Annotated in this window: 25 protein-coding genes; 9 read left to right on the top strand and 16 right to left on the bottom strand. The window is 74.0% G+C overall.

Annotation, left to right across the window (positions count from 1 at the left end; genetic code table 11):
* Positions 1 to 6 precede the first annotated feature (6 nt).
* A complete protein-coding gene (locus ABZ851_RS03285; protein WP_361121349.1) occupies positions 7 to 1,125 on the bottom strand; it encodes a glycosyltransferase family 4 protein in 1,119 nt (372 codons plus the stop codon).
* A gap of 74 nt (positions 1,126 to 1,199) precedes the next feature.
* Here ABZ851_RS03285 and ABZ851_RS03280 point away from each other — a divergent pair, with 74 nt between their 5' ends.
* Both ABZ851_RS03280 and ABZ851_RS03275 read left to right on the top strand, forming a co-directional pair.
* Entirely contained in the window at positions 1,200 to 2,024 is an 825-nt protein-coding gene (locus tag ABZ851_RS03280; protein ID WP_361121346.1) for a PIG-L family deacetylase, read from the top strand.
* Positions 2,021 to 3,055 carry a lysylphosphatidylglycerol synthase domain-containing protein gene (locus ABZ851_RS03275; protein WP_361121343.1) on the top strand — a complete coding sequence of 345 codons (1,035 nt, stop codon included), beginning with the start codon at positions 2,021 to 2,023 and terminating at the stop codon, positions 3,053 to 3,055. Before ABZ851_RS03280 ends, ABZ851_RS03275 begins: the two co-directional genes overlap by 4 nt.
* Here the strand turns inward: ABZ851_RS03275 and mptB are convergent.
* From mptB to ABZ851_RS03255, 4 genes are all read right to left on the bottom strand, one after another.
* Positions 2,988 to 4,445, bottom strand: coding sequence for a polyprenol phosphomannose-dependent alpha 1,6 mannosyltransferase MptB (gene mptB, locus ABZ851_RS03270; protein WP_361121340.1), 1,458 nt, complete (start codon positions 4,443 to 4,445; stop codon positions 2,988 to 2,990). The genes ABZ851_RS03275 and mptB overlap by 68 nt on opposite strands.
* A gap of 168 nt (positions 4,446 to 4,613) precedes the next feature.
* Complete coding sequence (locus ABZ851_RS03265) at positions 4,614 to 6,164, bottom strand: alpha/beta hydrolase (protein ID WP_361121338.1); 1,551 nt, start codon at positions 6,162 to 6,164, stop codon at positions 4,614 to 4,616.
* Positions 6,165 to 6,277: 113 nt separating this feature from the next.
* On the bottom strand, positions 6,278 to 7,018 hold the full coding sequence (locus ABZ851_RS03260) for a protein phosphatase 2C domain-containing protein (protein ID WP_361121335.1): 741 nt from the start codon (positions 7,016 to 7,018) through the stop codon (positions 6,278 to 6,280).
* A gap of 178 nt (positions 7,019 to 7,196) precedes the next feature.
* Complete coding sequence (locus ABZ851_RS03255) at positions 7,197 to 8,390, bottom strand: site-2 protease family protein (protein ID WP_361121332.1); 1,194 nt, start codon at positions 8,388 to 8,390, stop codon at positions 7,197 to 7,199.
* Positions 8,391 to 8,586: 196 nt separating this feature from the next.
* Between ABZ851_RS03255 and ABZ851_RS03250 the strand changes: the two genes are divergently transcribed.
* Together ABZ851_RS03250 and ABZ851_RS03245 are read left to right on the top strand one after the other, a co-directional pair.
* On the top strand, positions 8,587 to 8,874 hold the full coding sequence (locus ABZ851_RS03250; RefSeq protein WP_361121329.1) for a hypothetical protein: 288 nt from the start codon (positions 8,587 to 8,589) through the stop codon (positions 8,872 to 8,874).
* Positions 8,875 to 9,082: 208 nt separating this feature from the next.
* Positions 9,083 to 9,496, top strand: a complete 414-nt coding sequence (locus tag ABZ851_RS03245; RefSeq protein ID WP_361121809.1) for a hypothetical protein — start codon at positions 9,083 to 9,085, stop codon at positions 9,494 to 9,496.
* 239 nt (positions 9,497 to 9,735) lie between these two features.
* Here ABZ851_RS03245 and ABZ851_RS03240 read toward each other — a convergent pair whose 3' ends face one another.
* From ABZ851_RS03240 to ABZ851_RS03230, 3 genes are all read right to left on the bottom strand, one after another.
* Positions 9,736 to 10,113, bottom strand: coding sequence for a hypothetical protein (locus ABZ851_RS03240; RefSeq protein WP_088798676.1), 378 nt, complete (start codon positions 10,111 to 10,113; stop codon positions 9,736 to 9,738).
* A gap of 181 nt (positions 10,114 to 10,294) precedes the next feature.
* A complete protein-coding gene (locus tag ABZ851_RS03235; RefSeq protein ID WP_361121326.1) occupies positions 10,295 to 10,957 on the bottom strand; it encodes a transglycosylase family protein in 663 nt (220 codons plus the stop codon).
* Positions 10,958 to 11,279: 322 nt separating this feature from the next.
* Positions 11,280 to 12,044: a hypothetical protein gene (locus ABZ851_RS03230; protein ID WP_361121323.1), complete on the bottom strand. Its 765-nt coding sequence runs from the start codon at positions 12,042 to 12,044 to the stop codon at positions 11,280 to 11,282.
* A gap of 364 nt (positions 12,045 to 12,408) precedes the next feature.
* On the opposite strand from ABZ851_RS03230, the gene ABZ851_RS03225 reads away from it, so the two are divergent.
* Both ABZ851_RS03225 and ABZ851_RS03220 read left to right on the top strand, forming a co-directional pair.
* Complete coding sequence (locus ABZ851_RS03225) at positions 12,409 to 13,569, top strand: histidine kinase (protein ID WP_361121320.1); 1,161 nt, start codon at positions 12,409 to 12,411, stop codon at positions 13,567 to 13,569.
* Between the two features lie 69 nt (positions 13,570 to 13,638).
* Positions 13,639 to 14,397 carry a response regulator transcription factor gene (locus ABZ851_RS03220; RefSeq protein ID WP_361121806.1) on the top strand — a complete coding sequence of 253 codons (759 nt, stop codon included), beginning with the start codon at positions 13,639 to 13,641 and terminating at the stop codon, positions 14,395 to 14,397.
* Positions 14,398 to 14,449: 52 nt separating this feature from the next.
* Here ABZ851_RS03220 and ABZ851_RS03215 read toward each other — a convergent pair whose 3' ends face one another.
* The 7 genes from ABZ851_RS03215 to ABZ851_RS03185 all read right to left on the bottom strand — a co-directional run bounded on the left by ABZ851_RS03215 (position 14,450) and on the right by ABZ851_RS03185 (position 21,899).
* Complete coding sequence (locus tag ABZ851_RS03215) at positions 14,450 to 16,411, bottom strand: FAD/NAD(P)-binding protein (protein WP_361121317.1); 1,962 nt, start codon at positions 16,409 to 16,411, stop codon at positions 14,450 to 14,452.
* Positions 16,412 to 16,523: 112 nt separating this feature from the next.
* Positions 16,524 to 16,601 carry a hypothetical protein gene (locus tag ABZ851_RS03210; protein ID WP_358463345.1) on the bottom strand — a complete coding sequence of 26 codons (78 nt, stop codon included), beginning with the start codon at positions 16,599 to 16,601 and terminating at the stop codon, positions 16,524 to 16,526.
* Positions 16,602 to 16,701: 100 nt separating this feature from the next.
* Positions 16,702 to 16,779, bottom strand: a complete 78-nt coding sequence (locus tag ABZ851_RS03205) for a hypothetical protein (protein WP_358463345.1) — start codon at positions 16,777 to 16,779, stop codon at positions 16,702 to 16,704.
* Positions 16,780 to 16,915: 136 nt separating this feature from the next.
* A complete protein-coding gene (locus tag ABZ851_RS03200) occupies positions 16,916 to 16,993 on the bottom strand; it encodes a hypothetical protein (protein WP_358463345.1) in 78 nt (25 codons plus the stop codon).
* A 9-nt stretch (positions 16,994 to 17,002) separates the two neighbouring features.
* On the bottom strand, positions 17,003 to 19,723 hold the full coding sequence (gene lanKC / locus ABZ851_RS03195; RefSeq protein WP_361121314.1) for a class III lanthionine synthetase LanKC: 2,721 nt from the start codon (positions 19,721 to 19,723) through the stop codon (positions 17,003 to 17,005).
* Positions 19,720 to 20,544, bottom strand: a complete 825-nt coding sequence (locus ABZ851_RS03190) for a GNAT family protein (protein ID WP_361121311.1) — start codon at positions 20,542 to 20,544, stop codon at positions 19,720 to 19,722. The genes lanKC and ABZ851_RS03190 overlap by 4 nt, the downstream gene beginning before the upstream one ends.
* Positions 20,545 to 20,639: 95 nt before the next feature.
* Positions 20,640 to 21,899: a beta-ketoacyl-ACP synthase II gene (locus ABZ851_RS03185; protein WP_361121308.1), complete on the bottom strand. Its 1,260-nt coding sequence runs from the start codon at positions 21,897 to 21,899 to the stop codon at positions 20,640 to 20,642.
* Positions 21,900 to 22,441: 542 nt separating this feature from the next.
* On the opposite strand from ABZ851_RS03185, the gene ABZ851_RS03180 reads away from it, so the two are divergent.
* Positions 22,442 to 22,621 (top strand): DUF5708 family protein, encoded by a 180-nt coding sequence (locus ABZ851_RS03180; RefSeq protein WP_088798687.1) that lies wholly within the window; start codon positions 22,442 to 22,444, stop codon positions 22,619 to 22,621.
* A gap of 57 nt (positions 22,622 to 22,678) precedes the next feature.
* On the opposite strand, the gene ABZ851_RS03175 is transcribed toward ABZ851_RS03180, so the two are convergent.
* Positions 22,679 to 23,926 carry a helix-turn-helix transcriptional regulator gene (locus ABZ851_RS03175; protein WP_361121303.1) on the bottom strand — a complete coding sequence of 416 codons (1,248 nt, stop codon included), beginning with the start codon at positions 23,924 to 23,926 and terminating at the stop codon, positions 22,679 to 22,681.
* 372 nt (positions 23,927 to 24,298) lie between these two features.
* Between ABZ851_RS03175 and ABZ851_RS03170 the strand changes: the two genes are divergently transcribed.
* Both ABZ851_RS03170 and ABZ851_RS03165 read left to right on the top strand, forming a co-directional pair.
* A complete protein-coding gene (locus ABZ851_RS03170; protein ID WP_336047390.1) occupies positions 24,299 to 24,958 on the top strand; it encodes a DUF1707 domain-containing protein in 660 nt (219 codons plus the stop codon).
* A 14-nt stretch (positions 24,959 to 24,972) separates the two neighbouring features.
* Positions 24,973 to 25,809 (top strand): ABC transporter permease, encoded by an 837-nt coding sequence (locus ABZ851_RS03165; RefSeq protein ID WP_361121299.1) that lies wholly within the window; start codon positions 24,973 to 24,975, stop codon positions 25,807 to 25,809.
* The last annotated feature ends 210 nt before the right edge of the window (positions 25,810 to 26,019 follow it).

Here is a 26,019-nt window from a genome sequence, read left to right as displayed (position 1 = left end):
GGGGCGTCAGCGGGTGACGTCGTCGTAGGCGTGGGCGAACGCTTCGGTGACCACGGGCCAGGTGCAGTGCACCGGCTCGGTCTCCCAGTTGTGGGCGGCCAGGGTGCGCCGCGCCCCCGGGGTACGGGCCAGCCACAGCACCTCGTCGGCCAGCGCGAAGGCCGAGTGGCCGCACAGCGCCCCCTCGCGGTTGTGCCGTACGAAGTCGGCGACGCCGGTGTGCGCCCGGGCCAGCACCGGCAGGCCGCTGGTGCGCGCCTCCAGGGCCGCGATCCCGAAGGACTCCCGGCGGGAGGGATTGACGAACAGATCGGCCCCGGCCAGCAGCTCCCGTACCTCCCCGGGCTGCAGCCGGCCCGCGAGGCGGATCCAGCTGTCCATCCCGTTGCGGCGCAGATAGCGCTGTATCGGCCCCGCGCTGGGCCCGGCGCCGGCGAACGTGGCGCGCAGGGCGGTGCCCCGCCGGGACATCCGCGCATGGGCGGAGTGCAGCGCCGCCAGCAGCTCCATCGGCTCCTTGCGCGGCACGAGCCGGCCGACGGCGACGACGTGCACCCGGCCGTCCTGGCGCTCGACCGCGGCTCCCGGGCTGCGCCACCACGCGGCGTCGATGCCGTTGGGGATGACCCGGGGGGTGACGTCCGGAAGGGCCTGCCGGATCAGCCGGGCGGCCGACCTGCTCACGGTCGTCAGGGCCACCGGAGCGGTGGGGCCGTGCCCGGTCCGGCTCAGCAGCCGGTACAGCGCGCGCACCACCGGGTCCCACATGCTGTGGACGGTGGCCACGGCGGGGATGCCCCGGCGGCGGGCGCAGGCCAGCGCGGCCCAGGCGAACGGCGAGGCCGCGCCCAGGTGCACATGCACCACGCGTGGGTGACGCGCCGTCAACAGCCGGTCGATGGCGTGTCCCGCTCTGGGGTGAACGGGCAGCCGGCCGGGCAGCCGCGCGCTGATCCTGTGCACGGGGTACGGCCACGAGGCCGTCTCCGCCCCCGGCCCGGCGGGCGTCGCGGTGACGACCTCGGCGGCCTGGCCCGCCCGGTGCTGCGCAGCGGCCAGCGCGGCGACCTGGATTTCGATGCCTCCGGTCCGCGGCGCAAAGCAGTCTGAAATGTGAAGGATCATGGCTGCACTTCCGAAATGGGGCGTGAAGTCCCCCAGTATGGGGTGGTAAAGCATGGTTCGTGAGACATACGTGCTTGTTCTTTCATGCGCATCCGGACGACGAGGCGCTGCTGACCGCCGGCACCATGGCGCGCCTGGCCGGTGAAGGACACCGCGTGGTGCTGGTGCTGGCCACGGCCGGCGAGCGCGGCCTGGCACCGACGTCCCTGCGGGACCGCGGCCTGGGCGCGGTCCGCCGCGAGGAGGCGCACGCCTCCGCCCGCATCCTGGGCTGCTCCCGGGTCGCCTTCCTCGGCTACGCCGACTCCGGGCACGCCCCCGGCCCGGCCCCGGCCGGCGCCGGCGCGCAGCCGTTCGCCTCGGCCGAGGTCGAGGAGGCGGCCGGCCGGCTGGCCGCGCTGCTCACCGAGGAGCGCGCCGACCTGCTGACGGTCTACGACCCGGCCGGCGGCTACGGGCACCCGGATCACGTCCAGGTCCACCGGGTCGGCTACCGCGCCGCCCGCCTGGCGGGCACCCCGGTGGTGCTGGAGGCCACCGTCGACCGCACCCTCCTGCTGCGCGGGCTGCGCGCCGCCTCCTGGGTCCACCGCTTCCCGCCGGAGTTCGACCGGGACTCCTTCCGGCGGGCCTACGGCGCACGCTCCGAGATCACCCACCGGGTGCCGGTCAAACGGCACTGGCGGGCCAAGCGCGCCAGCATGGCCGCGCACCTCAGCCAGGCCCGGGGCGGCGACTCCGAACGCACCCTGGCCGCGCTGGGCCGCCTGCCCGGACCGGCCTTCCGCCAGGTGCTGGGGACCGAGTGGTTCATCCAGCGCGGGCTGCCCGCGGGCCCCGTCCTGCGCGATCCGCTGGCCACCCTGCCGGGCGCCGCGGCGACGGCGCCCGGCCGATGACACCGCTCACCGTGCGGCTGCCGAAGTCCGCCCTGCGGCTGCTGGGCCTGCTCTCCTCCGCCGCGGGCCTCGTCCTGCTGGCCCTGGCCGTGCCGCGGGCGGCGGGCACGGACTGGGCGGCCGTACGGGCCCACCTCGGGCACGTCAGCGGCCCGCAGGTGGCGCTGCTGTGCGCCCTGGCGGGCGCCACGCTGTGGAGCTACACCTACGTACTCGGCGCCGCACTCCCCGGACTGACGCCGCGTCAGGCGCTGCTGGTGCACTGCACCGGCAGCGCCGTCAGCAATCTGCTGCCGCTCGGCGGCGGTGCGGGCGTCGCGGTCACCTACGCCATGACGCGCCGCTGGGGGCATCCGCCGCACGCCGTGGCCGTGTGCGTCGCGCTCACCGGGGCGTGCAACGTGGCGGCGCGGCTGGTCCTGTCGGCGGTGGGCGCACTGCTGCTGGTGGGAACCCCCGTGCCCGGCATCGGCTGGGCGGCGGCCGCGGGCGGGGTGGTCCTCGCCCTGCCGGTGGTGCTGGCGGCCGGGTGGCCGGTGCTGCGCCGCTGCCGCCGGGCACCCGCCGCCCGGCCGCGGGCGGCGCCGGGCGGAGCGCTGCGGCACCTCGCCCGGCGCGCCCGGCAGCTCGCGGTGCGGCTGCGCGACGAGAGCCGGGACGTCGTCCGCCGTTCCTGGGCGCGGCTGGTGTGCGGCATGGCCGCCACCCTCGCCGCCCAGGGCGCGCTGTTCCTGGCCTGTCTGCAGGCGGCGGGCTCCCGTACGGGAGCGGGCGAGGCGCTGGCGGTCTTCGCGGCCAGCCGGCTGCTGACCCAGATCGCCCTCACCCCCGGCGGCATCGGCGTCACCGAGTGCGCCGCCGCCGTCGCGCTGGTCGCCCTCGGCGGCGCCCCCGCGGCGGTGGCCTCGGCCATGCTCCTGTTCGCCACCTTCACGCATCTGCTGGAGATTCCGCTCGGCGCGCTCACCGGCGCGTGGTGGCTGCTGCGCGGGGGACGACGGCGTCCGGAACCGGCACCGGCCGCCCCTTAGACGCCCACCACAGCACCGCCGCCAGGGCCACCGCTCCCCCGACGACGGCCGCCGCCCCGCTCGCCCAGGTGGGCCCCTGCCCCGAGGGCATCACCACCAGCGTCAGCCCCACCACCGCCGCCCGGGCGCCGCGCCCCGCCAGCCGCCGCCAGGACACCGCCGCCAGCGGCACCAGCGCCCACAGCGCGTACCACGGCTGCGCCACCGGAGCCGCCGCCACCAGCACCAGCAGCGCCGCCCCCGTCGCCCGCTCGGCGCCGGCCCGCGGGGCGCACCGCACCCAGTAGCCCACCGCCGCCAGCCCCACCAGCAGCCCGGCCAGCCGCGCGGCCGTCATCGCACCGGCCGCGGTGCCCCACCCCAGCCCCTGCGCGGCCCAGCCCAGCAGATGTCCCGCATCCGTGCTCAGGGACAGCAGGGTGTGGACCTCGGCGGGCGTACGGAGGGTCCACAGCCACCCCCACCCCTGGCCGCACCCGGCCACCCCTGCCACCAGGGCGGTCGCGGCCACCGACGCGATGCCCACCGTCCGCCGCACCCGCCGCCACCCGCCGTCGCAGCCCGCCACGCTCACCGCCGCCGCGCACAGCAGGGCCACCACGGCGGGAGCCTTCACCAGCACCGCCGCGGTCAGCACGACGGTCCCCACGCACCGGCGCCCCCGGCGGAACGCCAGCAGCCCGGCCGTCATCAGCCCCAGCATCAGCGCTTCGTTGTGCGCCCCGCCGACCAGGTGCAGCAGCACCAGCGGGTTGAGCGCGCCGGCCCACAGCGCCCCGGCCGCACCGGAGCCCGCCGCCTCCGCCAGCCGCCGCAGCGCCCACACCAGGAGGGCCAGCCCCGCCACCGCCAGCAGCCGCAGCCCCAGGGCCGCGGCCACCACATGCTGCTCCCCGGTGAGAGCCACCACGGCGCGCGCCGCGGCGACGGACAGCGGCCCGTACGGGGCCGGGGCGTCGTGCCACATCCCGGGGACGTTCGCCGCCAGCGGCCCGCCCAGCGCCGCCGGGCCCAGCGCGTACACATCGCGTCCGCGGCCCGCCAGCGCCCCCTGGGCGAGGTAGCTGTAGGCGTCGCTGCTGCCCAGCAACGGGCCCGGCACCAGCGGCAGCACCCAGCACCACAACGCCCTGCGCAGCGGCCGCCACCCGCCGGCCGTCCCGTCCGCGACCCGCCTCCCCAGCCGCCACCACGCGGCGATCAGCAGCACCAGCCCGGCGTACGACACGGCGACGCCCACGCACTGCAGCGGCACGCCGGGCCGCCCCCACACCCCGTCAGGAACGCCCCGCGGCAGCGCCCCGGCCCCCCATCCGCCGACGCCCAGCAGCACGGACCCCAGCGTGCCCAGGAGCACTTCTGCCCGGACGGTGCTCCCTGCCGCGCTCATCCGGCCAACCTAGACGCGGCACCGCCCCGCACGGCGCACGCCGCCGGTCATGTCGCCCGTCCGCGCCAGGGGGTGTGTCTCCAGGGGCTCCTGGGGACACACCCCCCGAGGGCCCGCCGGCCCCGGCACCGTCGCCGGCCCTCGCCCGGCTCCGTCGGCTCAGTCGGCTCAGTCGGCGCAGTACGCGTCCCGCTCCGGCCGCCGCCCCGTCGTCAGGAAGCCGGTGACCGCCCGGTCCCCGCAGGCGGTGCCGTTGCCCAGGTAGGCCTCGTGGCCGCCGTGGTCCAGGGTGACCAGGCGGGCCCGGCCGCCGAGGGCCTGACGCATCTTCAGGGCGCCGGAGTACGGCGTGGCGGGGTCCCGGCGGTTCTGGAGCATCAGGATGTTGGATGGTCCTTCGGCGGTGATCCGTGTGGGCTTCTGCGCCGGTGCGTTCTGCCAGAAGGCGCAGGGCGTGACGTTCACCGGCAGCCCGGCCGTGAGCGGGTGCCGGACACGGTCGAGGGCCACCGCGCGCCGGTATGCGGCGACCGACGCCGGCCAGCGCACGTCGTTGCAGACGGTGGCCGTCATCGCCGCGGCCTCCTCGTCCGGCAGCGGCCCGGCGAGGGCTTCGGGCAGCACCGGCCGGGCGGCCGGGTCCTGGGCCTGCCGGACGAGCCGGGCCAGCTGGGGGAAGCGGCTGTCACCACCCAGGGCGCTCAGCACGGCCTGGCGCAGCAAATTGCCGGTCAGCGGGACGCCCTTCGTGGCGGATTCCTTCGGCGCCCGGTCCAGCTTCGCCGCCAGCGCGAGGAACAACGGCCGGACGTCCCGGGGACGTTCGGCCAGCCGCAGCCCGTCGTCCTCCCTGGCCGGGTCCGCCGCCCAGGCCGCGAAGTCGGGGAACCGGTCGTCCGCGCCCACGGCCAGGTTCGCCAGCCAGCCCCGCCCCACCCGGGACGGGTCGGGGTCGCCGCTGCTGTCCAGCACCCAGCGGTCCGTGTGCTGCGGGTACTTCTGCGCATACACCGCCCCCGGGTAGACCCCGTACGAGGCGGCCCAGGCCGACAGTTTCTCCTCGCCCAGGGCCCGGCGGAGGCGGTCGATGTCGCGCACCTCGTTCGCGGTGGACATGCTGCGCAGCACGGCACCGCCGTGCCGGGCGCACGCCTCGGCGATCCGCCGGGACCGGGCGGTGTTCTCCGTGATGCCGCCGTCCGGATCCGGCCAGGACCGCAGGGTGACCAGCTGCCGGTCGCCGGCGTCGAGCCCGCAGCCCGCCTTCGTGCTGCCGCCCGTCCCCCGCGGATCGAAGCTGACGAGGTCGTAGGCCCCGGCCATCTCCCTCTCCAGGGCCTTCCCCTTCGCCACCAGCCGCGCCACCCCGGAGCCGCCCGGCCCGCCGGGGATCACCAGCAGCGTGCCCCGGCGGGCGGCGGGCCGGTCGCTGCGCACCCGGGACACGGCGAGGGTGAGCTGCGGCCCGTCCGGGTCGCGGTAGTCGAGCGGTACGGGCAGCTCGGCACACTCCTGTCCGGGAAGGCCGGGCCCGGCGCACGGACCCCAGGCGAGGGCGGGCCCCGAGGCACCGGGGGCGCGGGCCGCGGCGCCGGGGACCTGGGCGCGGGCCGCCGGGGAGAGCGCCGCCAGGGTGCCGGCGACGGCCGCGGCGGAGAGCGTGAGCACGAGGGCGCGGCGGGCGTGGGCCGTCAGGCGGGTCGTCCGGTGAGTCGTCATGGGGGAACTGTTGTTGAGCGGCGGCCCGCCGCCCATCCGGCTGCCGGGAGAACCGTGCTGGGGCTATCCGGAGAGACCGTCCCCGGCGTACGCCCCTCGGCCCGGGCCCCGCCTCACTCCCCGACGGTGATCAGCGCCAGCGTGATGTTGTCGGGCCCGCCCGCCTCGATGGCGGCCTTCCACAGCTCGAAGACGGCCCGGCCACCGGAGTGGAGCCGCAGCAGACCGCCGACGTCCTCCTCCGGGACGGGATCGGTCAGCCCGTCGCTGCACACCAGGTAGCGGTCGCCCACGGACAGCGGCGCGGTCGCCAGGTGCGGGACGACGGCGCTGAACTCCCGGGCGCCGCCGAGCGCCTGGGTGAGGAGCGAGGTGGTGCGCCGCCCCGGCCACAGCGGTGGGCTGTCGTCCACGCTCACCTGGCGCAGGCCGTCGCCGGCCGCCTCGAAGACCCGGCTGTCACCGACGTTGAAGACCAGTACGGACTTCTCCCGGACGACCGCGCCGGCGACCGTGGTGCCCATGGTGGTCAGCTCCGGGTCCCGCCCGGCCACCGCGTACACCTCACGGTTGCAGAGGTCCAGGGCCTCCCGCACCGCCTCCTCGCCCTCCAGCGAAGGGCCCAGCGCGGCCAGCTGCCGGACGACCAGTGCGCTGGCCACCTCCCCGCCCGGCTGTCCGCCGATCCCGTCGGCGACCGCGACGACCAGCGGGGTGCCGAGCGGGAACACCAGCGTCTGCGGGTTCTCGGTCACCGTGCCGCAGAGCGTCCAGGGGCCGGCCACCAGGCTGTCCTCGTTGTGCTCGCGGATCAGCCCGGTGTGGCTCAGGGCGGTCACGGTGAGGTAGGGCATGGGCCGGCTCCGGTGCTCCGGTGCTCCGCTGCGGCGGGCCGTCCTCCCCCGTGGCCTGCCGTATGTCCATTGTGGCCATCCGGCACCCTCGGGCGCCCGTCGGGAACCTCGACGGCGGGCGGGGCGGTCCGGTCAGCCGGCCTGTCGCCGCCGTGTCAGCCGGCCTGTCGCCGCCGTGTCAGTCGTGGGTCAGCCCGGCTGTCCGTCGGTCTGCCCGCCGGTCTCTCCGCCCGCCGGTCTCTCCGCCCGTCCGCCTCCCGCTCAGGGTCGTGCGCTGCATCATCCGGACGATGTCCTTCCCGGTGACGATTCCCACCAGGTGCCCGGCGTCCACGACGAGGAGGCGCGCCCCGGTACGCAGGCTGATCTTGTCGAGCGCGTCACTGAGCAGATCGTCCGGAGCGGCGACCGCGCACTGGGACAGCGGGGTCGCCGCCTCGCGCACCCGCACCGTCTCCCGGCTCGGCCCCGGCACCGCCGCGAGCCGGCGGATCTGCACGATGCCGCTGGGGCGGCCGTCGAAGTCGAGCAGCGGCAGCGCGGAGTGGCGGGAGTGCACGACGACCTCGTCGATGAAGCGCTGGACGGTCAGCCAGTCGGCGCCGGTCGCCACCGGGCTGGTCATGGCCTCGGCGACCCGTACCCCGCGCAGCGCGGTGTGCAGGGCGGCCCGGCGCCGCTCCGCCCCGGCGACGACCATGACGAAGAGGCCGATGAAGACGATCCACAGCCCGCCCGGTGCGCCGCGCAGCACGGAGATCCAGCCGGCGGCCACCAGCAGCACCCCCATGATCTGGCCGCCCCGGGACGCCGCCAGATCCGCCCGGTCCCGGTCCCCGGTGCGCCACCACAGCACCGCCTGCACCACCCGCCCGCCGTCCAGCGGCACCGCCGGCAGCAGGTTGAACACACCCAGGAAGAGGTTCGCCCAGCCCAGCCAGGCCAGGACGACGGAGGGCACCGCCCAGCCGGACAGCCCGTGCAGCCCGAACCCGGCGCCGAGCGCGATGCCGCCGATGACCAGGCTGGTGAGCGGCCCGCTGACGGCGACCGCGAAGGCCGCGCGGGCGGACTGCGGCCGCCCCATCCGGGTCGTACCGCCCAGCGCCCACAGCGTCACGTCCTGGACGGAGATCTTCTTCCGCAGCGCGGTCGCCGCATGGGCCGTCTCGTGCAGCAGCAGGCTGCCCATGAGCAGCACGGCCCCGATGACACCGGCCAGGGCGTAGACGGCATCCGAGCGGCCCGGCGTCCAGACGGGAAGGCCCTGGTGGCCGAGGCCGTACGCGAACAGGCCCACCAGCAGCGGCACGCTCCAGTGCATGCGCAGCGGCACCCCGAGCACCTGTCCGACACGGACCGAGCCGTTCATCGTCGTCTCCTGCCGGCCCGGCGTCCGCTCCCCGGGAGCAGGCCGTGACGGCCCGCACTCCGTGAACCGGCCGATCCGGCGCCACCCCCATTGTCGCGCGCACCACCCGCGCGGGAGGTGCGCGCGAGGCGCGAAAGGACTGCCGGTCGCGGGGGTGGCACGCTGGTGGTACGGACCGATTCGCCGGAGGTGCGTCATGGGACACCGCCACCATTTCCACCTGGACCAGGGTGATCACTCCATCACCGTGAATGTCGGGCCCGGCCGGACCGGGGAGATCGAGCTGCTGGTCGACGGCAAGCTGGTCGCGTACCGCAAGGAACACCGCGCCGGTATGAACGTGCTGACCGGCGAACTCCCCGAAGAGCCCACCCACCCCTTCCGGGTCCTGCTGCGCCAGCCGCACCTGGTCCCCTCCATGCCCCGCTGCACCCTGGAGCTGGACGGTGTGGAGCAGCCCATGCCGGAGCGGCTGGTGCTGTAGGAGGCCGTGGGCGCGCCCGTCGCCCGGCGCGCCCGCGCACACGTCTTCGCTTCCCCGGAAACGCTCGCGAATTGTTGGGCCACCCGGCTGATTGTGGCCGACGAGCGTTTTGCTCCCCGCGGGTTGAACGAGGCTGCAAGGCGGCAACGGCAGCACGATACGTCTGCATCAGAAGGACGAATCGGCGAGGAGCGACGTGAGAAGAATTGTGCAGGCGGGAAGTATCGTCGGGGCGTGCGGGCTGGTGCTGTTCGGCAGCGGGATGGCCCGTGCGCAGACCGTCCCGGGGGAGTCCCTGCTCGCGGCCGTGGCAGGCGCCGATGTCGGCACCGTGACCGGCATGGTCTCCGGGGTGATCTGCAACAACCGCCTCGCGGACTTCAACTACAAGTCCCCGGTGTTCAAGTCCCCGCACCCCTGCATCAACGGGCCGGTGCACAGCGGCAACAGCCTCAACAGCGGCAACTTCCTCAACCACGGCAACCCCAACAACAGCGGCAATATCCACAACACCAACGGGTCCACCAACAGCGCGAACTCCGCCAGCGGTGCGTCGGCGGGCAGCAACAACAACATCCAGCGCATCCTCGGAGGCTTCCTGCACGGAGCGGGCCATCACTGAGCGAGCCATGGCCTCCTGAGGACGACCGCGGGCCACGAACCGCGCGCCGTCCATCGATCGCCCGGCGGACCGTCCGCCGGGCGATCGTCATGTCCGGGCGCGGCGGCCCGGGAAGGGAACGCCGCCGCACCCGCCTCCGTACACACCGCCGCACCGCCCCCCGCACACACCTCCGGCCCCGGACGAGCCGGGGCCGGAGGGTGGATCAGGGCCGGTTCAGGGCCGGGGTCAGGGCCGGGTCACAGCTGCTGCTTGCCGCCGCGGCCGATGTGCTGGATGTCGTTGCTGGTCTTGTTCTCGGCTCCGGTGGTGCCACCGGCGTCGTCGTTGGTGTTGCCGTTGACGTTGGTCGGGCTGCCGCTGTTGCTGTTGTTGCCGGACAGGTGGACGTTCTGCGAGTTGCTGACGTTTCCGCTGTTCAGCGGGCCGTTGATGCAGATCCTCGCCCGGTTGCGGCAGCTGAAGCCGGCGTGGAAGCTCGCCACGGTGTCGCTGTTCCACACCCCGTCGAGGCCGTACGGCCCCCCGTCCCATGCCTGGGCGGGCGACGCCCCGGCCGCCAGGAGCAGGCCGCAAGCTCCTGCGATCACAAAATTGACGCGTGCCATGTTCTTCACTGTGTGCTCCTGCACCTCGCGGTTGGGTACCCGCGGACTTGCTATCGGGCCTTCTCCCATCCACCAAGCCTGAGCAACGGCCCGTCCCCCGCATTCACTCTGACCGAGCAGTGGATTCACCGTGACGGCTCTCCCCTTCACCGCCGTGCCGGGCTCCGCCGGTGCGCCCGCGGACCCGTCCTCACCTCCGCAGCCGCAGCCGCTGTCCGGGGTAGATGTGGTCCGGTCCCTGGTCGAGCGCATGCTTGTTCAGGGCGTACAGGCCTTTGGTGCCGCCCCGGGTGTGGGCGCGTTCGGCGATGACGGAGAGACAGTCGCCGGGGTGCACGACGTAGGTGCGGGCCTTGGTGGCGATGGCCGCGCGGTGGGCGCGCGGAGCGGGGGCCCGGTCGGCCGTAGGAATCCGGTCGGTCGCGGGGGCCTGCCGGTCGGCGGAGGCCTGCCGGTCGGCGGAGGCCGGGCTGCCGGCGGAACCGCTGGTGGAGCCGGCGCAGTTGGGCCAGGCGGACAGGCCGCGGTCCCGGGCGATGCGCTCACCGACGGCGATCTGCTCCGCGCGGGTGGCGAGGTCGGCACGCGGGGCGTAGCGCAGGCCGCCGTAGGCACGCCAGGTGGCGGGGTCGATCTGCAGACCGCCGTGGTAGCCGTTGCCGGTGTTGATGTGCCAGCGGCCGTTGCTCTCACAGGCGGCGATGCGCTCCCAGTCGGGCCCCGGCGGGCCGAAGGACGGTCCGGCCGCCGCGGCGCCCGGACCGGTGAGACCGGCCAGGCCCACGACGCCCAGGAGGACCAGCAGCACCGGCAGGACTCTTTCGGCGGACCGTTTGGCGAGGGGCGACGGCATGACGGGAATCCTCCGCTGTGCTCCGGCAACGCCGTGACGCGGTACTCGCCACGACCGGTGGGCACGCACCAACTAACCCGGCAATATGGTTTTCCGAGGGCCCGGGGAGTGCGACATGCAGGTGTTTCACCCGGGTGGCGGCAAAGCGAGACCCCGCCTCGCACGGCCTTTGGCCCGTGGCCGGGGATTTTGCCGCCCCATTTCCGCCCCCTCGCCTGCGTCAAGTCCGCCTGGGCCGTCCAGGCCGTCAAGGTCCGAATTCCGGCCAGCCGCGGCAATTCCGGTCCGGTGCCCTTGCCGCCGCCCGCGCGGAAACGGGCATTTACCTGACCGAATAGGCGAAAGATGGGGTGAGGGCGAGGGGTTCCGGCGTGGCGACGGCGAACTCGTAGGCGGCGGAGAAGGTGAAGTTCCTTACCAGGACAGGGACTTCGAGGCCCTGCGGCCCCGGGACGAGGACCGTGCCGCGGTCGCCGGGGAAACCGGCCTCGATGCGTTCGGGAGCGAGCGCCAGACCGCCGCCGACGGCCTGCAGCGCGGCATCCTTGCGGACCCAGAAACGGGTGACGAGGCGTTCCCGTTCGGCGGCCGGGCGCTCTGCCGCGGTGCGGGCCTCCTGGGCCGTCAGCACCTCGTACGGGGTGTGCGGCAAGGACGCTCCGGTGCGGACGGACTCCACCGAGAAGCCCATCTGACGCGCGTCCTCGCCACAGGCCACGATCAGCAGGCCGCGGGTCCCGTACAGCTCCCAGTGGCAGGCGGCGGCCATCGCGGCGCTCACCCGGTCGGGGAGGCGGGCCAGCAGCCGGCTGCGGGACGCGGCGCCGAGAGTGGCCCGGGAGTGGCCGTTGAGCTCCGGGCAGCTGTCGGGGGACAGCCCCGTTCCCGGTCCGTGGGGAGGGGTGGATCCTACGGGGACGACGAAGAGCGGGACGGGTGTGGACAGGATGTCCGGATGAGCGTGCGCAGAGGCGGGTGCGGCCGCGAGCGGTGCCGGGCGGGCCCGTCCTGGATCCTGCCAGTGGCCCGAAGCGCCCAGGTCAAGGGGCTCCGGACAGAGTTCGAGAAGAGCGGCGTTCGTTTCCACGTACTTTCCGTCCTCCACAGTTGAGCGGTGCCTGGGCCGTACGGGGCGAGTGACGGCCCGTCGTACAGTTCTTCCCTCTCCCCCTTTTCCGCCTACATCGATCGATACAGCCAGCCCAAGGTTTGCAGATCCTCCGGAACCTTCGAGTCATCCCTCTTGCTGATGTACGGCTACATACTTCGATGTACGAGAGGCGGGCCCAAATTCGGGCGCCAGGGCCAGGAGAACGGGCAGCGCACGGAAGTACTGTCCTCATGTGTGGTTACGTCTTTTCACCAGTACGCACGCGCGCCACCGCCCCGTACCGCTCCGTGACCTCAGATTGGCGGTGGGTTTCTTTGCCGGCTGTCTGATTCTGTATGTCGTGGGCGGCTCACAGGTGAGGGGAGGCGATATCCCCGCTTGGCAGGCCGTCCTCCCGGTCCTCGTGCTGTGCGCCGCGACCGCGCTGCGCAGTGCCCGGCCGGCGGCCGCCGTCGCCGTCGGCACCCTCACCGTCACCGTGGAGACCATGTCCAGCGGTGGCCTGGGCCCGGTCCTCATCTACACCGATCTGCTCTATGCGGCCGCGCTGTACGGCGCCCCCTGGCTGTGCCGGCTGCTGCAGACCGGGAGCGTCACGGCCACCCTCGCCACCACCGTGGTCCTCGTTCTCACCGGCGACCGCTCGGAGGGGGTGACGACCGGTGTCATCGTCGGTCTGCTGCTCATCTCGCCGGTGTGGACGGGGGTGTTGATACGCAACCACAAGGAGCGGGCGGACACCGAACGGCAGCGTGCCGCGCAGATCAACCGGCTGGCGGAGCTGGACCGCAAGACCGTACTGCAGACCGAGCGCACCCGGATGGCCCGTGAGCTGCACGATCTGGTGGCCAACCACCTCAGCGCGATCGCCATTCACTCCAGCGCCGTGCTCTCGCTGGCCGGGACGAAGGGGGAGAAGAACGGCGCCGCCGAGGAGGGCGCGGAGGAGGATCCGGTACTGCGGGCACTCGCGGTGATCCGCGAGAACAGCGTGCAGGGGCTGGCCGAAATGCGGCGGATGGTGGTGCTGTTGCGCTCCGACCGGGGCGTGGACGACGACTGGGACCGGCCCCAGCTGAACGCGCTGGGGTCGCTCGTCGAACAGGCCAGACCGGCCGCCGACGCGGCCGCCCTGACCCTGCACACCGAGTTCCCCGAGCGCTTCCCCGAAGTGTCCTCGGTGATCGAGGTGACGGCGTACCGCATCGTGCAGGAGGCACTGACCAATGTCCTCAAGCACGCCTCGGCGGGGCGGGTGCACATCCGCTGTGAGACCGGCGCCGGGCAGCTGACCCTCTCGGTCGACAGCCCGCTGACCCGCCCCGACGGCCGGGCCCGGCAGCGTCCCGTGGCGCAGCTGACCACCGGTGCGGGCGCCGGCCTCGCCGGGATGTCCGAACGGGCCGCCCTGGTAGGCGGCATCTTCGACGCGGGACCCGACCGCACCGCCCCCGGACGCTGGCGGGTGCGGGCCGTGCTCCCGCTGACACAGCACTCCTAGCGGACGAGAAAGGTGGAACAGCCAGTGAAGCAGGCGGCGGAGGAGTCGGTGGAGGGGTTGGTGGAGGGGCTGATGGACGGGCCGGCGGACGAACGAAGGGGGGCGCCGGCGGGTGCGCCGGACCACGCCCCGGCGGGCGGGCCCGAGGACATACGACCCGAGGGCATACGGGTGCTGGTGGCCGATGACCAGGCCGCGGTGCGCTCCGGACTGGTGCTGGTGCTGCAGACCGACCCGGGCATCACGGTGGTCGGCGAGGCCGGCGACGGTGCGGCGGCGGTGCGGATGGCCGCCGAACTACGGCCCGATGTGGTCCTGATGGACGTCCAGATGCCGCAGCTCAACGGGGTCGCCGCCACCCGCAGGATCGTGGAGCGCGGCCTCGCCGAGGTGCTGGTGCTGACCACCTTCGACATCGACGAGTACATCTTCGGGGCGCTGCGGGCCGGTGCCGGCGGCTTCATCCTCAAGAACGCGGAGCCGGCCGTACTGGTCAGCGCGGTACGGGAGGTGGCACACGGGGACGGCTTCCTCACCCCCGCCATCGCCCGGCGGCTGATCACCGAGTTCGCCGGCCGCCCCCCGGTGGCCGGTCCCACCCTCCCGGCGGGCGCCGCGCAGTCCCTCGACACCCTCACCAAACGGGAGCTGGAGGTACTGGCCTGTATAGCCCGCGGCCTGGCCAACAGCGCCATCGCGGAAACCCTCCACCTCGCGGAGGGCACCGTGAAGACACACACCAGCCGGATCCTGTCGAAACTCAACCTGCGCAGCCGGGTGCAGGCCGCGATCCTGGCCCAACAGCACGGGATCGCGCTGCGGGGGTGAGGAGCCGGGAGGGGGCCGCGCGGGGGCGGCCCCCGGGCCGGGCGGCCCGCGCTCAGCCGTCGGCGAGCAGGCCGCGGGCGATCGCGTCGTTCTGGCGGAAGTAGACGGCGTTGGTCTGCGGGCGGGGGAACTGGGCCGGTCCGGCGATGGTCCGGTCGTGGTGCACGGTGCCGGTCGAGTCGACCGGGTGCAGGTCAGCGCCGGACAGCCGCAGCATGCCGGCCGCGCCGTCCTCGGGCCCCTCCTGGACCAGTTCGCCCCGGGACAGCAGGGCACGCAGCAGAGGATCGGTCACCCGGCCGGGCTCGGGCGCCACCAGCCGGGCGTCGAGGAGGATGTCCGCCTCGTACACGGTGCCGGGGAGGGCGGGGCTGACCGCGCGGAAGACGGCACGGCGCGGGGCACCGCCCACGGCCTCGTCTCCGGGTAAGGCCCGGTCTCCCAGCACGCCCCCGGGTCCCTCCACGCCCCCGTGTCCCTCCACGCCCCCGTCGCCAGGCACGCCCCCGTCGCCAGGCACGGCCGCCACCCGCATCCCGGGGCCCACGAACGTCACCACGCCCGCCTCGGCCAGCGCCAGCAGCTGCTCGGCGCGCAGCGGTGGCGGCCCCGAGCTGAGGTACGTGCCGAGTGCGAAGCGGTTCAGTGCCTCGGCCAGTTGGCCGGCGGACAGCTCGCCGGAGCGCCACAGCTCCTCGATGACCGCGCCGGCCCGCTGCAGGCCGTCGACCAGGGCGGTGGCGACACCGCTCGCGGGGCCGGTGCGGCGGCGCAGCTCCTCGGCGAGCAGGCCGCGCAGGCGGTGCTGGAGGTCGTCGGGGCCGGCGAACCGCCGGCCGGCCAGCGGGGCGGCCAGCCGGTCCAGGTCGAGGCGGTCGGCGGGGTCGGGCACCGCCTCGCGGGCGAGCTTGGCCAGCCGGTCGGCATCGGGGTGCAGCAGGGCGTACTGGGCGTCGAAATCCGGCCAGCTCATGCGGGTACGGGCGGGCTGCCCGGCGAAGAGGGCGCGGTAGTGGCACCAGCCCAGTTCGGCCACCACCAGCGGCCACACCTCGCCGCCGAAGGAGGCGCCGGGCCGGGACAGCACGGCCCGGCAGGCGTCGACGGTGGCGAAGCGCGGGGCGGCGGGGGCTGCCGGGGTGCCGGGGGCTGCCGGGGTGCCGGGGGCTGCCCCGGGCGCGGCCGGTGGCGCATACGCCGGTTTGGGCGGCAGGGGGACGCCACGCCGGGAGCCCGCGTACAGCCGGGGCTCACGGCCGGACGGCACGTAGCGCAGCGGGCCGCCGGGGGCGGGGCGGACGAAGCGGCCGCCGCGGCCCTCCGTCAGCAGCGCCAGGCAGTCGATGAAGACCAGGCCCAGGCCGCGGACCAGTACCCGCGCGCCGGGCGGGACGGCCGCCAGCGCCGCCGGGTCGGCGGGGCCGGGGCCGATCCGGGTCAGGCCGGCCGGTGCGGGGACGGCGAGGGTGTCCGCATGGCCCTGGGCGAACACCACCCGGTCGGCGAGGAAGGGCGGTTGGCCGGAATCGAGGATCACCTGCTGGCGGCCCCGCCCGCCCGGTGCCGCCCCGGCGGGCGTGCGCCGCAGGTCGACCGCCCGCGCCCGGTGGACGAACAGCCGCACCGAGGCGGGCCGCTCGCGGGTGACGGTCTCGAAGAAGTGCCGCAGATAGCGGCCCTGGTCGCGGCGGGCGGCGTAGGCGCCGTCGTGCAGCGGGGCGTCGAGCCAGCCGGCGGTGGTGGGGCCGGGGCGCGGCGGCCCGGCGCACGCCACGCTCTCGTCGGGGTACATCGTGACCTGCTCGGCGGCGGAGTTCATCCACAGCAGACCGGGCTGGTCGGTGCGCCAGGTGCGGCCCGCGCCGGGTGGGTACGGGTCGACGATGTGCAGGTCCAGGGGCCGGTCGCCGTACAGGGCGGGGACGTTGGCGAGGATCCGCTCGACGATCGAGGCGCCGCGCGGACCGCAGCCGATGAGACACAGGGAGCGGGCCGGGCCCACCGGGTCGTTCACCTGGCCTCCGTCCAACGGCCGTGGTCCATGGGGTGTGTTGGGGTGGCGCGGACGCCGCCGAACACAGGGGCCCGGCGGCCCGTGCCGTAGCAGGGGGCCGCCGGGCGCCGTGTCAGCAGCCGCCGCTGATCGTGGAGCCGAGCGCCTGGGCGTCACGCTCGCCCGGCACCTCCAGGCCCTGAAGGTCCATGATGGTCATCTACGACACCTCCCTTCCGCGGATCGGTGGACATGTGTACGGTGAGATACACGGCGCGTGGTGGAATACGCACACCGTGTGGCCGGCTGTGTCAGCAGCCGCCGCTGATGGTGGAGCCGAGCGCCTGGGCGTCACGCTCGCCCGGCACCTCCAGGCCCTGAAGGTCCATGATGGTCATCTACGACACCTCCTCCCGGGGACTCGTCGTGGTGCGGAATCACGGTGCTGATGTGCCAGGTGCCGTTGCGGGACACCTGGAGCCGGTGGGCCGTGCATGACAGGTGCACGGTCCGCCCGGCGTCGCGTCAGCAGCCGCCGCTGATCGTCGAGCCGAGCGCCTGGGCGTCACGCTCGCCCGGCACCTCCAGGCCCTGAAGGTCCATGATGGTCATCTACGACACCTCCCTTCCGCGGTGCGTAGTGCCCGCTGCCCCGGACGGGGCGGTGGGGGTGGCGGCGCGGTGGGCGCCGCCGGCGCGTCCCGGGGCGGCCGGATGAACGGCCGCCGCGAGGCGCGAGTCGGTGAGGAACGGGAGCAGCGGGGTGCCCCGTTCGGTGGCGGAGAGCGCCAGCAGGACGCCGGCGCCGCCGTCGGCCAGGCCCATGGAGATCCGGGCGCGGCCGTCGCAGGGGAAGACCGTCGCGCCGTGCCAGGTCAGGGCGTGCTGGCCGAGCCGGGTCAGATGGCGGCGCAGATACCGGTCGACGGCTGGGCCGCTCAGCGCGGGGCCGTCCGGCCGCTCCCCGGCGTCCGGGGAGAGCGGCACCCGGTCGCGGAGCACCGCCAGGGTGGCGAGCAGGCCCGCGCGGCCGCCCAGCAGCCCCGACTCGATGACGAAGTCGGCGGCGCAGGCGCGCAGCAGGGCGGGCAGCGCCGCGCGGATCCGGTCGTCGTCGCGCACCCGGAGCAGTTCGGCCGCCACCAGGGCGATACCGGCGCTGCCGTTGTCCAGGTAGGGCAGGAGCCGGAAGCCCTCGTCCACCTGGAGGGTGTGCTGCGGTCCCGGTGCGCACCGGTCGAGGTCGCGGTGGACGGCGTGGACCGCCTCGTCCAGCAACGCGGGGTCCCCGGTGGCGCGGTGGGCGGCCAGGAGGAAGAGCGCGGCGCCCGACCAGCCGTACATCAGGCCGGCGGCGTCCTTCGAGCCGCGCCGGCGGCGGCGCTCGACGGGTTCGGCGCGGGCGGCGGTCAGCCGCTCGGTGACCCGGTCGGCGAGGCAAAGGGCCTGTCGGCGCAGGTCGGCGCTGTCGAGCGCGCCGGCGAAGTGCAGCAGGTTCAGGCCGACGCCGGACAGACCGCGGTAGAGGCTGGGGCAGTGGCGTACGGAGAGCTTGTCCGCCGCCCGGTCCAGGGCCCGCAGGGCCGCCTCGTCGTCGCCCAGCTGCCGTAAGACGTAGGCCATTCCGTGCAGGCCGTCGTAGAAGCCGGTCCGCTCGGCGGGGACCCGGTCGACGGCGGCGCGCAGCCAGGCCACGCCCTGTTCGTCGCATTCGCCGAGGGCGGTGTGCCGGGCCCACAGGACGCCGGCGGCGCCGTGTCCGAAGCCCGCGCCGCCCTCGACGAACTGCTCGAAGCCGCCGGGATACAGCCGGTCGGAGCGGTGCGGGGTGGCGCTGTCGCGCAGCCCGCGGGCGAGGGAGACCAGCACATCGGTGGGTGGGAAGGTGCCCGGAGAGGAGCGGAGCGTGGAGGTCGTGTTGTCGTTGGGGGCCAGTTGCGGAGCCAGCCGGGCCACCAGCGCGTCCGGCAGCCCGAACCGCTCGGCCGCGGCGCTCAGCAGCGCGGACGCCTTGTCCGGGGCGAGCCCGCCGAGGGCGGCCAGCGGCAGGAAGAGCCACAGTCCGATGGCGGCGAGTGCGTAGTGGTCGCCGTCCGCGCCGGTCGCGTCGGCGCGGTGGAACCCGGGGGCGCCGAGGCTGCTGGGGGTGGCCCGGTCGAGCTCGTCGGCCACCTCGAAGTCGATGAGGACCGGTACGTCACCGGGCCTGATGATGAGGTTGCCCGGGTGCAGGTCCCCGATCCGGATGCCGCGGCCGTGCACCGTGGCGACCAGCGCCTCGATCCGGCCGAAGAGGGCCAGGGCGCGGTCACGGTAGTGCGCGACGGCCTGCTCGTCGGGGTCGGGGACGGTCAGCGGGTGATGGGCGGCGAGCCAGGTCTGGAAGTCCTGTCCTGCGATGTCCTCCAGCACCAGGAAGAGGTGGTCGCGGACCTGGAAGGTGCCGAAGGTGCGCGGGATGCCGGGCATCCCCGCCAGCCGCTGCAGCATCCGGTGCTCGTGGGTGATCCGGCTGACCGCGTCGCGGCCGGTGCCGTCGGTGCCGGAGTAGGGACGGCCCTCCTTGAGGACGACGCCGGCCTCCCCCGCGCCGGGGGCGTCGGCGCGGGTCGGGACGGCGCGGTAGACACCGCCGCCGTGGGAGAACTGCAGCGCCCCGGTGATCCGGTAGGGGAAGTCGTCCAGCGCCTGCCGGGCGGCCAGCGAGTCCTTGAGCACGTCCGGCAGCCCGACCCAGTCGGGGGTGTGGAAGACCGGGGTGCGGCGGTCCGGCTCCGGGGTGCCGTCGGGGCGGTGGAGGGCGGTGACCAGCTCGCCGTCGGTGTCTTCCATGTAGTGGGTGCGGAAGCCGCCGTAGCGTACGTGGAGCGGGCCCTGCCGAAAGCGCAGGTCGGTGAGGACGTACGGGCCGGGCCGGCCGCCGACGAGGGCATCGAGCCCTTCGAGGGTGCGGGCGAACTCGGCGTCGTCCACCGGGTAGACGGTCAGCAGCTTGCCGGCCGAGGAGCGCTGGGCGTATTTGCGGCTCAGGGCGCGCAGCACGTTGGCGCTCTTGAGGTACTTGAAGGCGATGCCGTGCCGGCTGCAGTAGCGGGCGACATCGGCGAGGGTGCGGACGGCGTCGTCCGGTGCCGCGCTGACGTGGATCTTCCAGCCCTGGTCCGGGAGTTGGTCCTCGGGCGGGCGGCAGAAGGTCCAGGCCTCATTGTCCTCGCGCCGCCAGCCGTCGGGCAGCGGCGGGGCGGGGAAGCGGGTGGCCTCCAGGTCCCAGTTGCCGGGCCAGTCGAAGAAGGTCCGGTCGGCCAGGGCGAAGCTCTCGGCGCCGTCTCTCATGCGGCACCCCGGGCGGGGGCGGGGGCGCCGGCCCCGGCGGGCGGCGGTGCGGTGGGCTCGGTGAACGCGGCGGCGAGCGGATCGGCCCCGGCGGTTCCGGCGGTTCCGGCGGTTTCGACGGCCCCGGTTTCCGCGGCGAGCGACGCGGCCGGCCGGCCGGGCTCGGCGGCCCCGTCCAGGTAGGCGTCGAGTGCGGTGCGGCGGCCGGTCGCCAGGTGTTCGGCGAGCACGGCGCGGGCCTGGATCTTGTCGTCGTCGGAGAGGAAGTCGGCGAGGCCGACGGCCAGGACGCGGTTGTCCTCACTGGGCTCGAGCGAGGCGTAGTGCTCGTCGCGCAGCAGGCCCCAGACGATCGCGTCGTGGTACCGCCCGTCGAGGTAGCAGTGGTCACGCAGGATGCCCTCGACCACGAACGGGGTCTTCGTCATCAGCCGGATGACGCCCTTGTTGTAGCCGGCGGTGGTGACCTGCACGCGGTGCGCGTCGAGCTGGTGGAAGAGGTAGTCGACAAGCAGGACGACGGCCTCCGCGCCGTAGCCGCGGCGCCACAGCTCGGGCGAGCCGATCGCGCCCCCGACGGTGAAGCCGCCGATCCGGCCGGAGCGCTGGTAGCTGACGGTGCCGATGCGCTCGCCGTCCTTGGTGCGGATCACCAGGTGGTGGACCCGGCCGGAGCGGTTGGCCTGCTCGACCTCGGCGGCGCCCAGCAGCTCCCAGTCCCCGCTGAGCACGGCGGCCGGCGAGCCGGGCCGCAGCCAGGAGGCGATCGCCGCCCAGTCGTCGTCGCCGGGCCATTCCAAGGTCACCAGTCGTCCCTGCACGGTGCGTTTCCCTCCTCAGCGGGTTGGCGGATCGTCAGCGGGTGGAGCGGGTCGTCGGGCACGTGGAGCGCGTCATCGGTGCGTGGAGCGGGTCGTCAGCGCGTGTAGCGGGTCAGTACGAGGACGGCGTTGTGGCCGCCGAAGCCGAAGGAATTGCTCAGCACCACATCGCCGTCCCAGTCACGGGCGCCCTTGAGGACCAGGTCGAGGTCTTCTTCCGCGGGGTGGTCGCAGTTGCGGACCGGCGGGATCTTGCGGTCCCGGAGGGACAGCACCGCGGCGGCGGCCTCGGCGGCTCCGGAGGCGCCGAGCATGTGCCCGGTCATGCTCTTGACCGCGGTGACCGGTGTACGGCTCAGATGGTCGGGGCCGAGCGCCTGGCGCAGCGCCGCCGCCTCGATGCGGTCGTTCAGGAGGGTGCCGGTGCCGTGGGCGCTGACCTGGCCGACGTCCTCGGGGGCGAGGCCGGCGTCGGCGAGCGCGCCGCGCATCGCGCGGACGGCTCCGGCGCCGGTCGGGTCGGGGGCGGTGGCGTGGTGGGCGTCGGTGGTGGCGGCGTAGCCGGCCACCTCGGCAAGGATCTCCGCGCCGCGGCGTTCGGCGTGGCCGGCCTCCTCCAGCATCAGGACGGTGGCGCCGACGGCCATCACGAACCCGTCGCGGTCCCGGTCGAAGGGCCGGCTGGCGCCTTCGGGGTCGTCGTTGCGGCGGGAGAGCGCCTGGGCGTTGGCGGTGCCGGCGAGGTCGACGGCAGTGAGGGCGTCGTCGGTGCCGCCGGCCAGGGCGAGGTCGGCGCGGCCGCTGCGGATCAGCTCGGTCGCCTCGCCGAGGGCCACCGCGCCGGTGGCGCAGGCCGCGGAGACCGCGCAACTGGGGCCGCTGATGCCGTACTTGATCGACAGCAGGCTCGCCGGGTGGTCGATGGCGGTGAGGACCGAGTGGTACGGGGAGACCCGGCGCGGGCCCTGTCCCTTCAGGACGTCGTACTGCTGCTGGATCGCATGGGCGGCGCCGTAGCCGGAGCCGATCACCGCGGCGAAGCGGTGCGGGTCGGTTCCCGCCTGCTCCTCCAGGCCGGCGGCCCGCATCGCCTGCGCCGCGGCGACCACCGCGTACTGCGTGAAGCGGTCGCTGCGCCGGGCTTCCTGCGGGGTGAGGTAACCGGTCGTGTCAAAGCCGGTGACATCGCCGCCGATACGGACCGGAAGGCCGGAGACGTCGAAGCGGGTCACGGGGCGGACGCCGCTACGGCCGGCGAGAAGAGCGGCCCAGAAGTCCGCGGTGGTGTTTCCCACGGGGGACACCACGCCGCAGCCGGTGACGACCACGCGTCGCCGATCCGTGCGCAACTCCATGAAACCCGCCTCCTGATTTCCTGCCCCGTTGTCACGCTCAGGGCGTCCTCATGACCAGAAACATGACAGGTGAGTCATTGCCCTGTCAACGGTTCGCCCGGAAGGCAGTCAGCCGCCACTCCACGGATCACCCCACAGTCCACCAGGACCAGGCCTCGTACCAGCGAAAACGCTCTCAGCTGCATGACTCGCAGAGTCACTAAAATTGACTGACCCCACATGTGACTGCTGTTCGACGGGGGCACCGGCGCCCGTGCGGCGGGAGTGGAGGACCCGGCCGGGGCAGGGGCACCCCGGGGTCACCACCCCGCTCGCCACCCCACTCCTGCCGCCCACCACCCCACTCCTGCTGCCTGCCCGGCGGCCCCGCACCACCCCGTCCGGGGCCCCTTCGCCTCCCCCCGGCAGGCCCGGGAGTACATAGAAAGTGACAGACGGCGGGACGGAAAGTGCCTACCTGCGGATGATCCGAATGCGCCGGCTGGGCGGGACGCTGGTCCGTACAACGCGCTCCGACACATCACAGGGAACGAGGGGAACTCATGAAGGGTATTGCCGTAGGCATTGTGCTGGCGATCGCAGGTCTGGTCCTGTGGCTGACCACAAAGGAAGTGGAGACCCCGATCGTCTCGCTTCACAAGGCCGGGCTGATCCTGGCGATCATCGGCGGCGCGGAGGCCTTGTTCGCGCTCCTGGGATTGGGAAAGAAAGCTAATAAATAAACGCGCATTGCGCGCAAGAGTGGCATTGCACCACAGCGGGACACGGCCCCGGTGCCGTCAGTCCCGTTTTTCGAGGAGAGCCGTCAGCCGTTCCCGGGCCCGCTCGGCGTGCCGGTACGCCTGGGCCCCGCGGAACAGTTCCGCGGAATACCGGAAGTACCCGGCCGCCCTTTCCCGGTCCCCCACCCGCTCACATGCCGCCGCGATCTCACCGAGCGCGGCGGCCTTCTCATGACTGCGGCCGGTATCGGGCAGCGCGGCCAGCCGCTCGCCCAGCGCGAAGAGGCGGTCGGTGTCACCGGCCGCCTCCGCACGGACCGCATCGGCGGCCGTGAGCCACAGCGGGAACTCCGGTTCCTGCGCCACCGAGGCCACCACCAGCCCCCGCTCGACGAAGCTGTGGGCCGCTTCCGTCTCGCCCCGCTGCAGCAACAGCAGGGCGTACCGGCCGTTGATCTTCTCCCAGAGCGGGAAGCCGGCGGCCGGGGTCACCCGGCGCGCACACTCCCCCAGCAGGGCGGCGGCGCGCTCCGCCTCGCCCCGGTCGGCCAGGTCGAGCGCCCGGTGCAGCGCGATGGCGGCGTGCGGCCCGGGGAGCACGCCGTCCGCCGGGGGCCGGACCTGATCGCCGCCGGGAGCCCAGTCGGGGCAGCCGCTCCAGTACGCGCAGCGGGTGAGCACTTCGCGGGCCAGCAGCGAGTGGAACCCGGTCTCGGGGCCGCGGCCTTCGCAGGCGAGGGAGCCGGTGAGCGCGTGGCGCAGCCCGTCCTGGACCCGGCCGGCCGATTCCAGCAGATCGGCCAGCGCGATCAGAGCGCGCAGCCGGGAGTCGGCGTACGGCACGGGGTCCGGCGCCGCCAGCATCCGCAGCAGGACCTGTGCGCCCTCGTCGGCGCGGCCGAGCGTGCCCAGTATTTCGGCAATGGCGAGCTGCGCCTCGGTAAATACGTCGTCCGGCCGGCCGGACGGTTCCCGCTCGGCCAGTGCGCGGAATTCGGACAGCGCACCCTCGGCGTCACCGCCGTCCCATTGCCTGCGCGCCGCCACCAATCGCCCGACGAGGTCGAGCCTGCGGACCCGGCCGGTGGTTTCGGCTTGCCCGGTGGTACCGGATATTTCCTCCACGCCCACGCCGAGGCGTTCCGCCAGGATCTTGAGTGCCCGGCCGCTGGGAATACGCTTCCCGCGTTCCACCAACGAGATGTAGCTGGATGACATGTCGGGCCCGGCGAGGTCGTGCTGTGTCATACCGGCGCCGACCCGGAGCTCTTTGATTCTCCTCCCGGTGTCCGCCAGCTCAGGCATTCGACAAACCCTCCGGATTTCGGACGACGGATGATCCCGGCCGGCTGCATCAAATCGCCGAGTCACAATGAGTGGTCGGCACTTTACCAAGCAGTCAAGAAGAAGTCGACCAATATTCGGATTCCTCCCCCGGGCCTTCACCGAGTCCGCCGAGATCATTTCGATGCCCTCGGTGCATTGCGTCCGGCGCCGCGCCGAGAGGCCGGTGCGCCCACCGAAAAACCGGCTGCCGGGTACACCGAACTGTGTGCCGCGGGGCCGTGGGTCAACCTTTCGATGTACTACCGCACGGCGATGCACACCCCGCGGGTGCCGTGGTCGGATGAGGCATCAAGCGCCCCACCACCGCCGGACTCCGCGGAGGCACCACCCATGACGCAGCCCCCACGCCCGGATCTGCAGAAGAATCCGGCGCCCCCTTCCCCCTCGTCGCCCTCGGTGCTGGCCTCCGACGCCGAGCGCGAGAACATGGTCGAACGGCTCAGAGAGGCCGCCGTGGAAGGCCGGTTAACCCTGGAGGAGCTGGCCGAACGGTCCGAGGCCGCCTACCTGGCCCGTACCCGCACGGAGTTGCTGTCCGTCGGCGACGACCTGCCGCAGGTGACGCCCCCGCAAGCAGGCCCGTCGGGTCCGGCGGGAGCGCGCACCTTCCGTGCCGCCTTCGGCGACCTCGTCCACCGCGCCCCCGTCCTGGAACACGGCATCGAGGCGACCGCGGTCTTCGGGGACCTCACCCTGGACCTGTGCGCCTCCCCGGCGCCGTCCACCGGCGAACTGACCATCGCGGCCCGTGCGATCGTCGGCGATGTGCACCTGCTGCTCCCCGAGGGCGTCCGGGTCGAGATGAACTGCAGCCAGGTCCTCGGGGACGTGCGCGACCTGACCCGGGCGCACGCCGGCCCGGAAGCCATCACCCCGCTCGTACGCATCACCGGCACCGCCGTCCTCGGCGACATCATCGTCGCCCACCCCGACAGCGACCGCCGCACGTACTGGCAGAAGTGGCTCGACGAGCGCCGCACCAGGGCCTGACCCGAGGAGCTGTCGTGGCATCCGCGCAGACCCTGCCCCGCTCCGGACCGTCCGCCCCCGTGCCCGACGAGGGCCGGATCACACTACGGGCGAGCGCCCGGCACACCGGCGCGCTGGTCCGCCGCAACCTCCTCCAGATCCGGCAGAACCCGGCGGCGATGACCGACGCGCTGCTGATGCCGGTGGTGCTGACCGTGCTGTTCGTCTTCGTCCTGGGCGGCGCGGTCGACCCCGGCGGGAACCGTGTGCGGTACACCGCCTTCCTGGTGCCGGGCCTGATGGTGATCCTCGGCATGACCATCGCCATGGCCGTGGGCGTCGGCGTCAACGACGACTTCCGTACGGGCGTGATGGACCGCTTCCGCACGATGCCCATCGGCCGCTCCCCGGTGCTGGTGGCCAAGGTGGTGGTGGAGACCGGCCGGATGCTGGTGGCCATCACGGTGCTGCTGCTCGTCGGCGCGCTGCTCGGCTTCGACGTCGCCGGGCACTGGCCGGGCCTGCTGGCCGCGACCGCCCTGACCGCCGTGTTCGGCACCTCGCTGGTGTGGACCTTCATGCTGCTGGGCCTGACCCTGCGCACCGCACAGGCCATCCAGGGGCTCTCGGTCCTGGTGCTGACCCCGCTGGAGTTCGGTTCCTCGATCTTCGTACCGCCCTCGACCATGCCGGACTGGCTGTACACCTTCACCCGCTTCAACCCCCTGACCCATATGGCCGACGCGGCCCGCGGACTCGCCCTGGGCGAGGGCCCGGTGGCCGGCCCGGTGCTCTGGACGCTGGTGTGGTCGGTGGGGCTGACCGCCCTCACCGCCCCGGTGGCCGTCGCCAAGTTCCGCACCAAGACCTGACACCGATCCGTACGGAGTCGAGCGCCTCCCTGGCACGCCCTCGGCGTGGCTCCCTCCGTACGAAGAAGTCGTGCCCGGCTCCCTCCGGCACCCCCGGGCCGGAGGGAGCCGGGCACGCGACCTCCCCGTCGGGGCCGCACCTTCCCGGTGCCGCCCACCGTCCGCTGTCCACTGCCCGCTGTCCGCCGCCCACCGGCCCCGGGCCGACAG

It is taken from the genome of Streptomyces sp. NPDC047049 (assembly GCF_040643995.1).
In the GTDB taxonomy this organism is placed as follows: Bacteria; Actinomycetota; Actinomycetes; order Streptomycetales; family Streptomycetaceae; genus Streptomyces; species Streptomyces mooreae.
Note: the sequence above shows the minus strand (reverse complement) of the source record. Positions and strands in the feature narration are given on the sequence as shown.

Bases quoted from the DNA above. Each gene is read 5' to 3' on its own strand.
- ABZ851_RS03205 (WP_358463345.1), bottom strand. From the start codon at position 16,779: ATGGACCTTCAGGGCCTGGAGGTGCCGGGCGAGCGTGACGCCCAGGCG.
- ABZ851_RS03285 (WP_361121349.1), bottom strand. From the start codon at position 1,125: ATGATCCTTCACATTTCAGACTGCTTTGCGCCGCGGACCGGAGGCATC.
- ABZ851_RS03210 (WP_358463345.1), bottom strand. From the start codon at position 16,601: ATGGACCTTCAGGGCCTGGAGGTGCCGGGCGAGCGTGACGCCCAGGCG.
- ABZ851_RS03235 (WP_361121326.1), bottom strand. From the start codon at position 10,957: ATGCCGTCGCCCCTCGCCAAACGGTCCGCCGAAAGAGTCCTGCCGGTG.
- ABZ851_RS03260 (WP_361121335.1), bottom strand. From the start codon at position 7,018: ATGCCCTACCTCACCGTGACCGCCCTGAGCCACACCGGGCTGATCCGC.
- ABZ851_RS03185 (WP_361121308.1), bottom strand. From the start codon at position 21,899: ATGGAGTTGCGCACGGATCGGCGACGCGTGGTCGTCACCGGCTGCGGC.
- ABZ851_RS03175 (WP_361121303.1), bottom strand. From the start codon at position 23,926: ATGCCTGAGCTGGCGGACACCGGGAGGAGAATCAAAGAGCTCCGGGTC.
- lanKC (WP_361121314.1), bottom strand. From the start codon at position 19,723: ATGAGAGACGGCGCCGAGAGCTTCGCCCTGGCCGACCGGACCTTCTTC.
- ABZ851_RS03255 (WP_361121332.1), bottom strand. From the start codon at position 8,390: ATGAACGGCTCGGTCCGTGTCGGACAGGTGCTCGGGGTGCCGCTGCGC.
- ABZ851_RS03180 (WP_088798687.1), top strand. From the start codon at position 22,442: ATGAAGGGTATTGCCGTAGGCATTGTGCTGGCGATCGCAGGTCTGGTC.
- ABZ851_RS03275 (WP_361121343.1), top strand. From the start codon at position 2,021: ATGACACCGCTCACCGTGCGGCTGCCGAAGTCCGCCCTGCGGCTGCTG.
- mptB (WP_361121340.1), bottom strand. From the start codon at position 4,445: ATGAGCGCGGCAGGGAGCACCGTCCGGGCAGAAGTGCTCCTGGGCACG.
- ABZ851_RS03250 (WP_361121329.1), top strand. From the start codon at position 8,587: ATGGGACACCGCCACCATTTCCACCTGGACCAGGGTGATCACTCCATC.
- ABZ851_RS03265 (WP_361121338.1), bottom strand. From the start codon at position 6,164: ATGACGACTCACCGGACGACCCGCCTGACGGCCCACGCCCGCCGCGCC.
- ABZ851_RS03170 (WP_336047390.1), top strand. From the start codon at position 24,299: ATGACGCAGCCCCCACGCCCGGATCTGCAGAAGAATCCGGCGCCCCCT.
- ABZ851_RS03200 (WP_358463345.1), bottom strand. From the start codon at position 16,993: ATGGACCTTCAGGGCCTGGAGGTGCCGGGCGAGCGTGACGCCCAGGCG.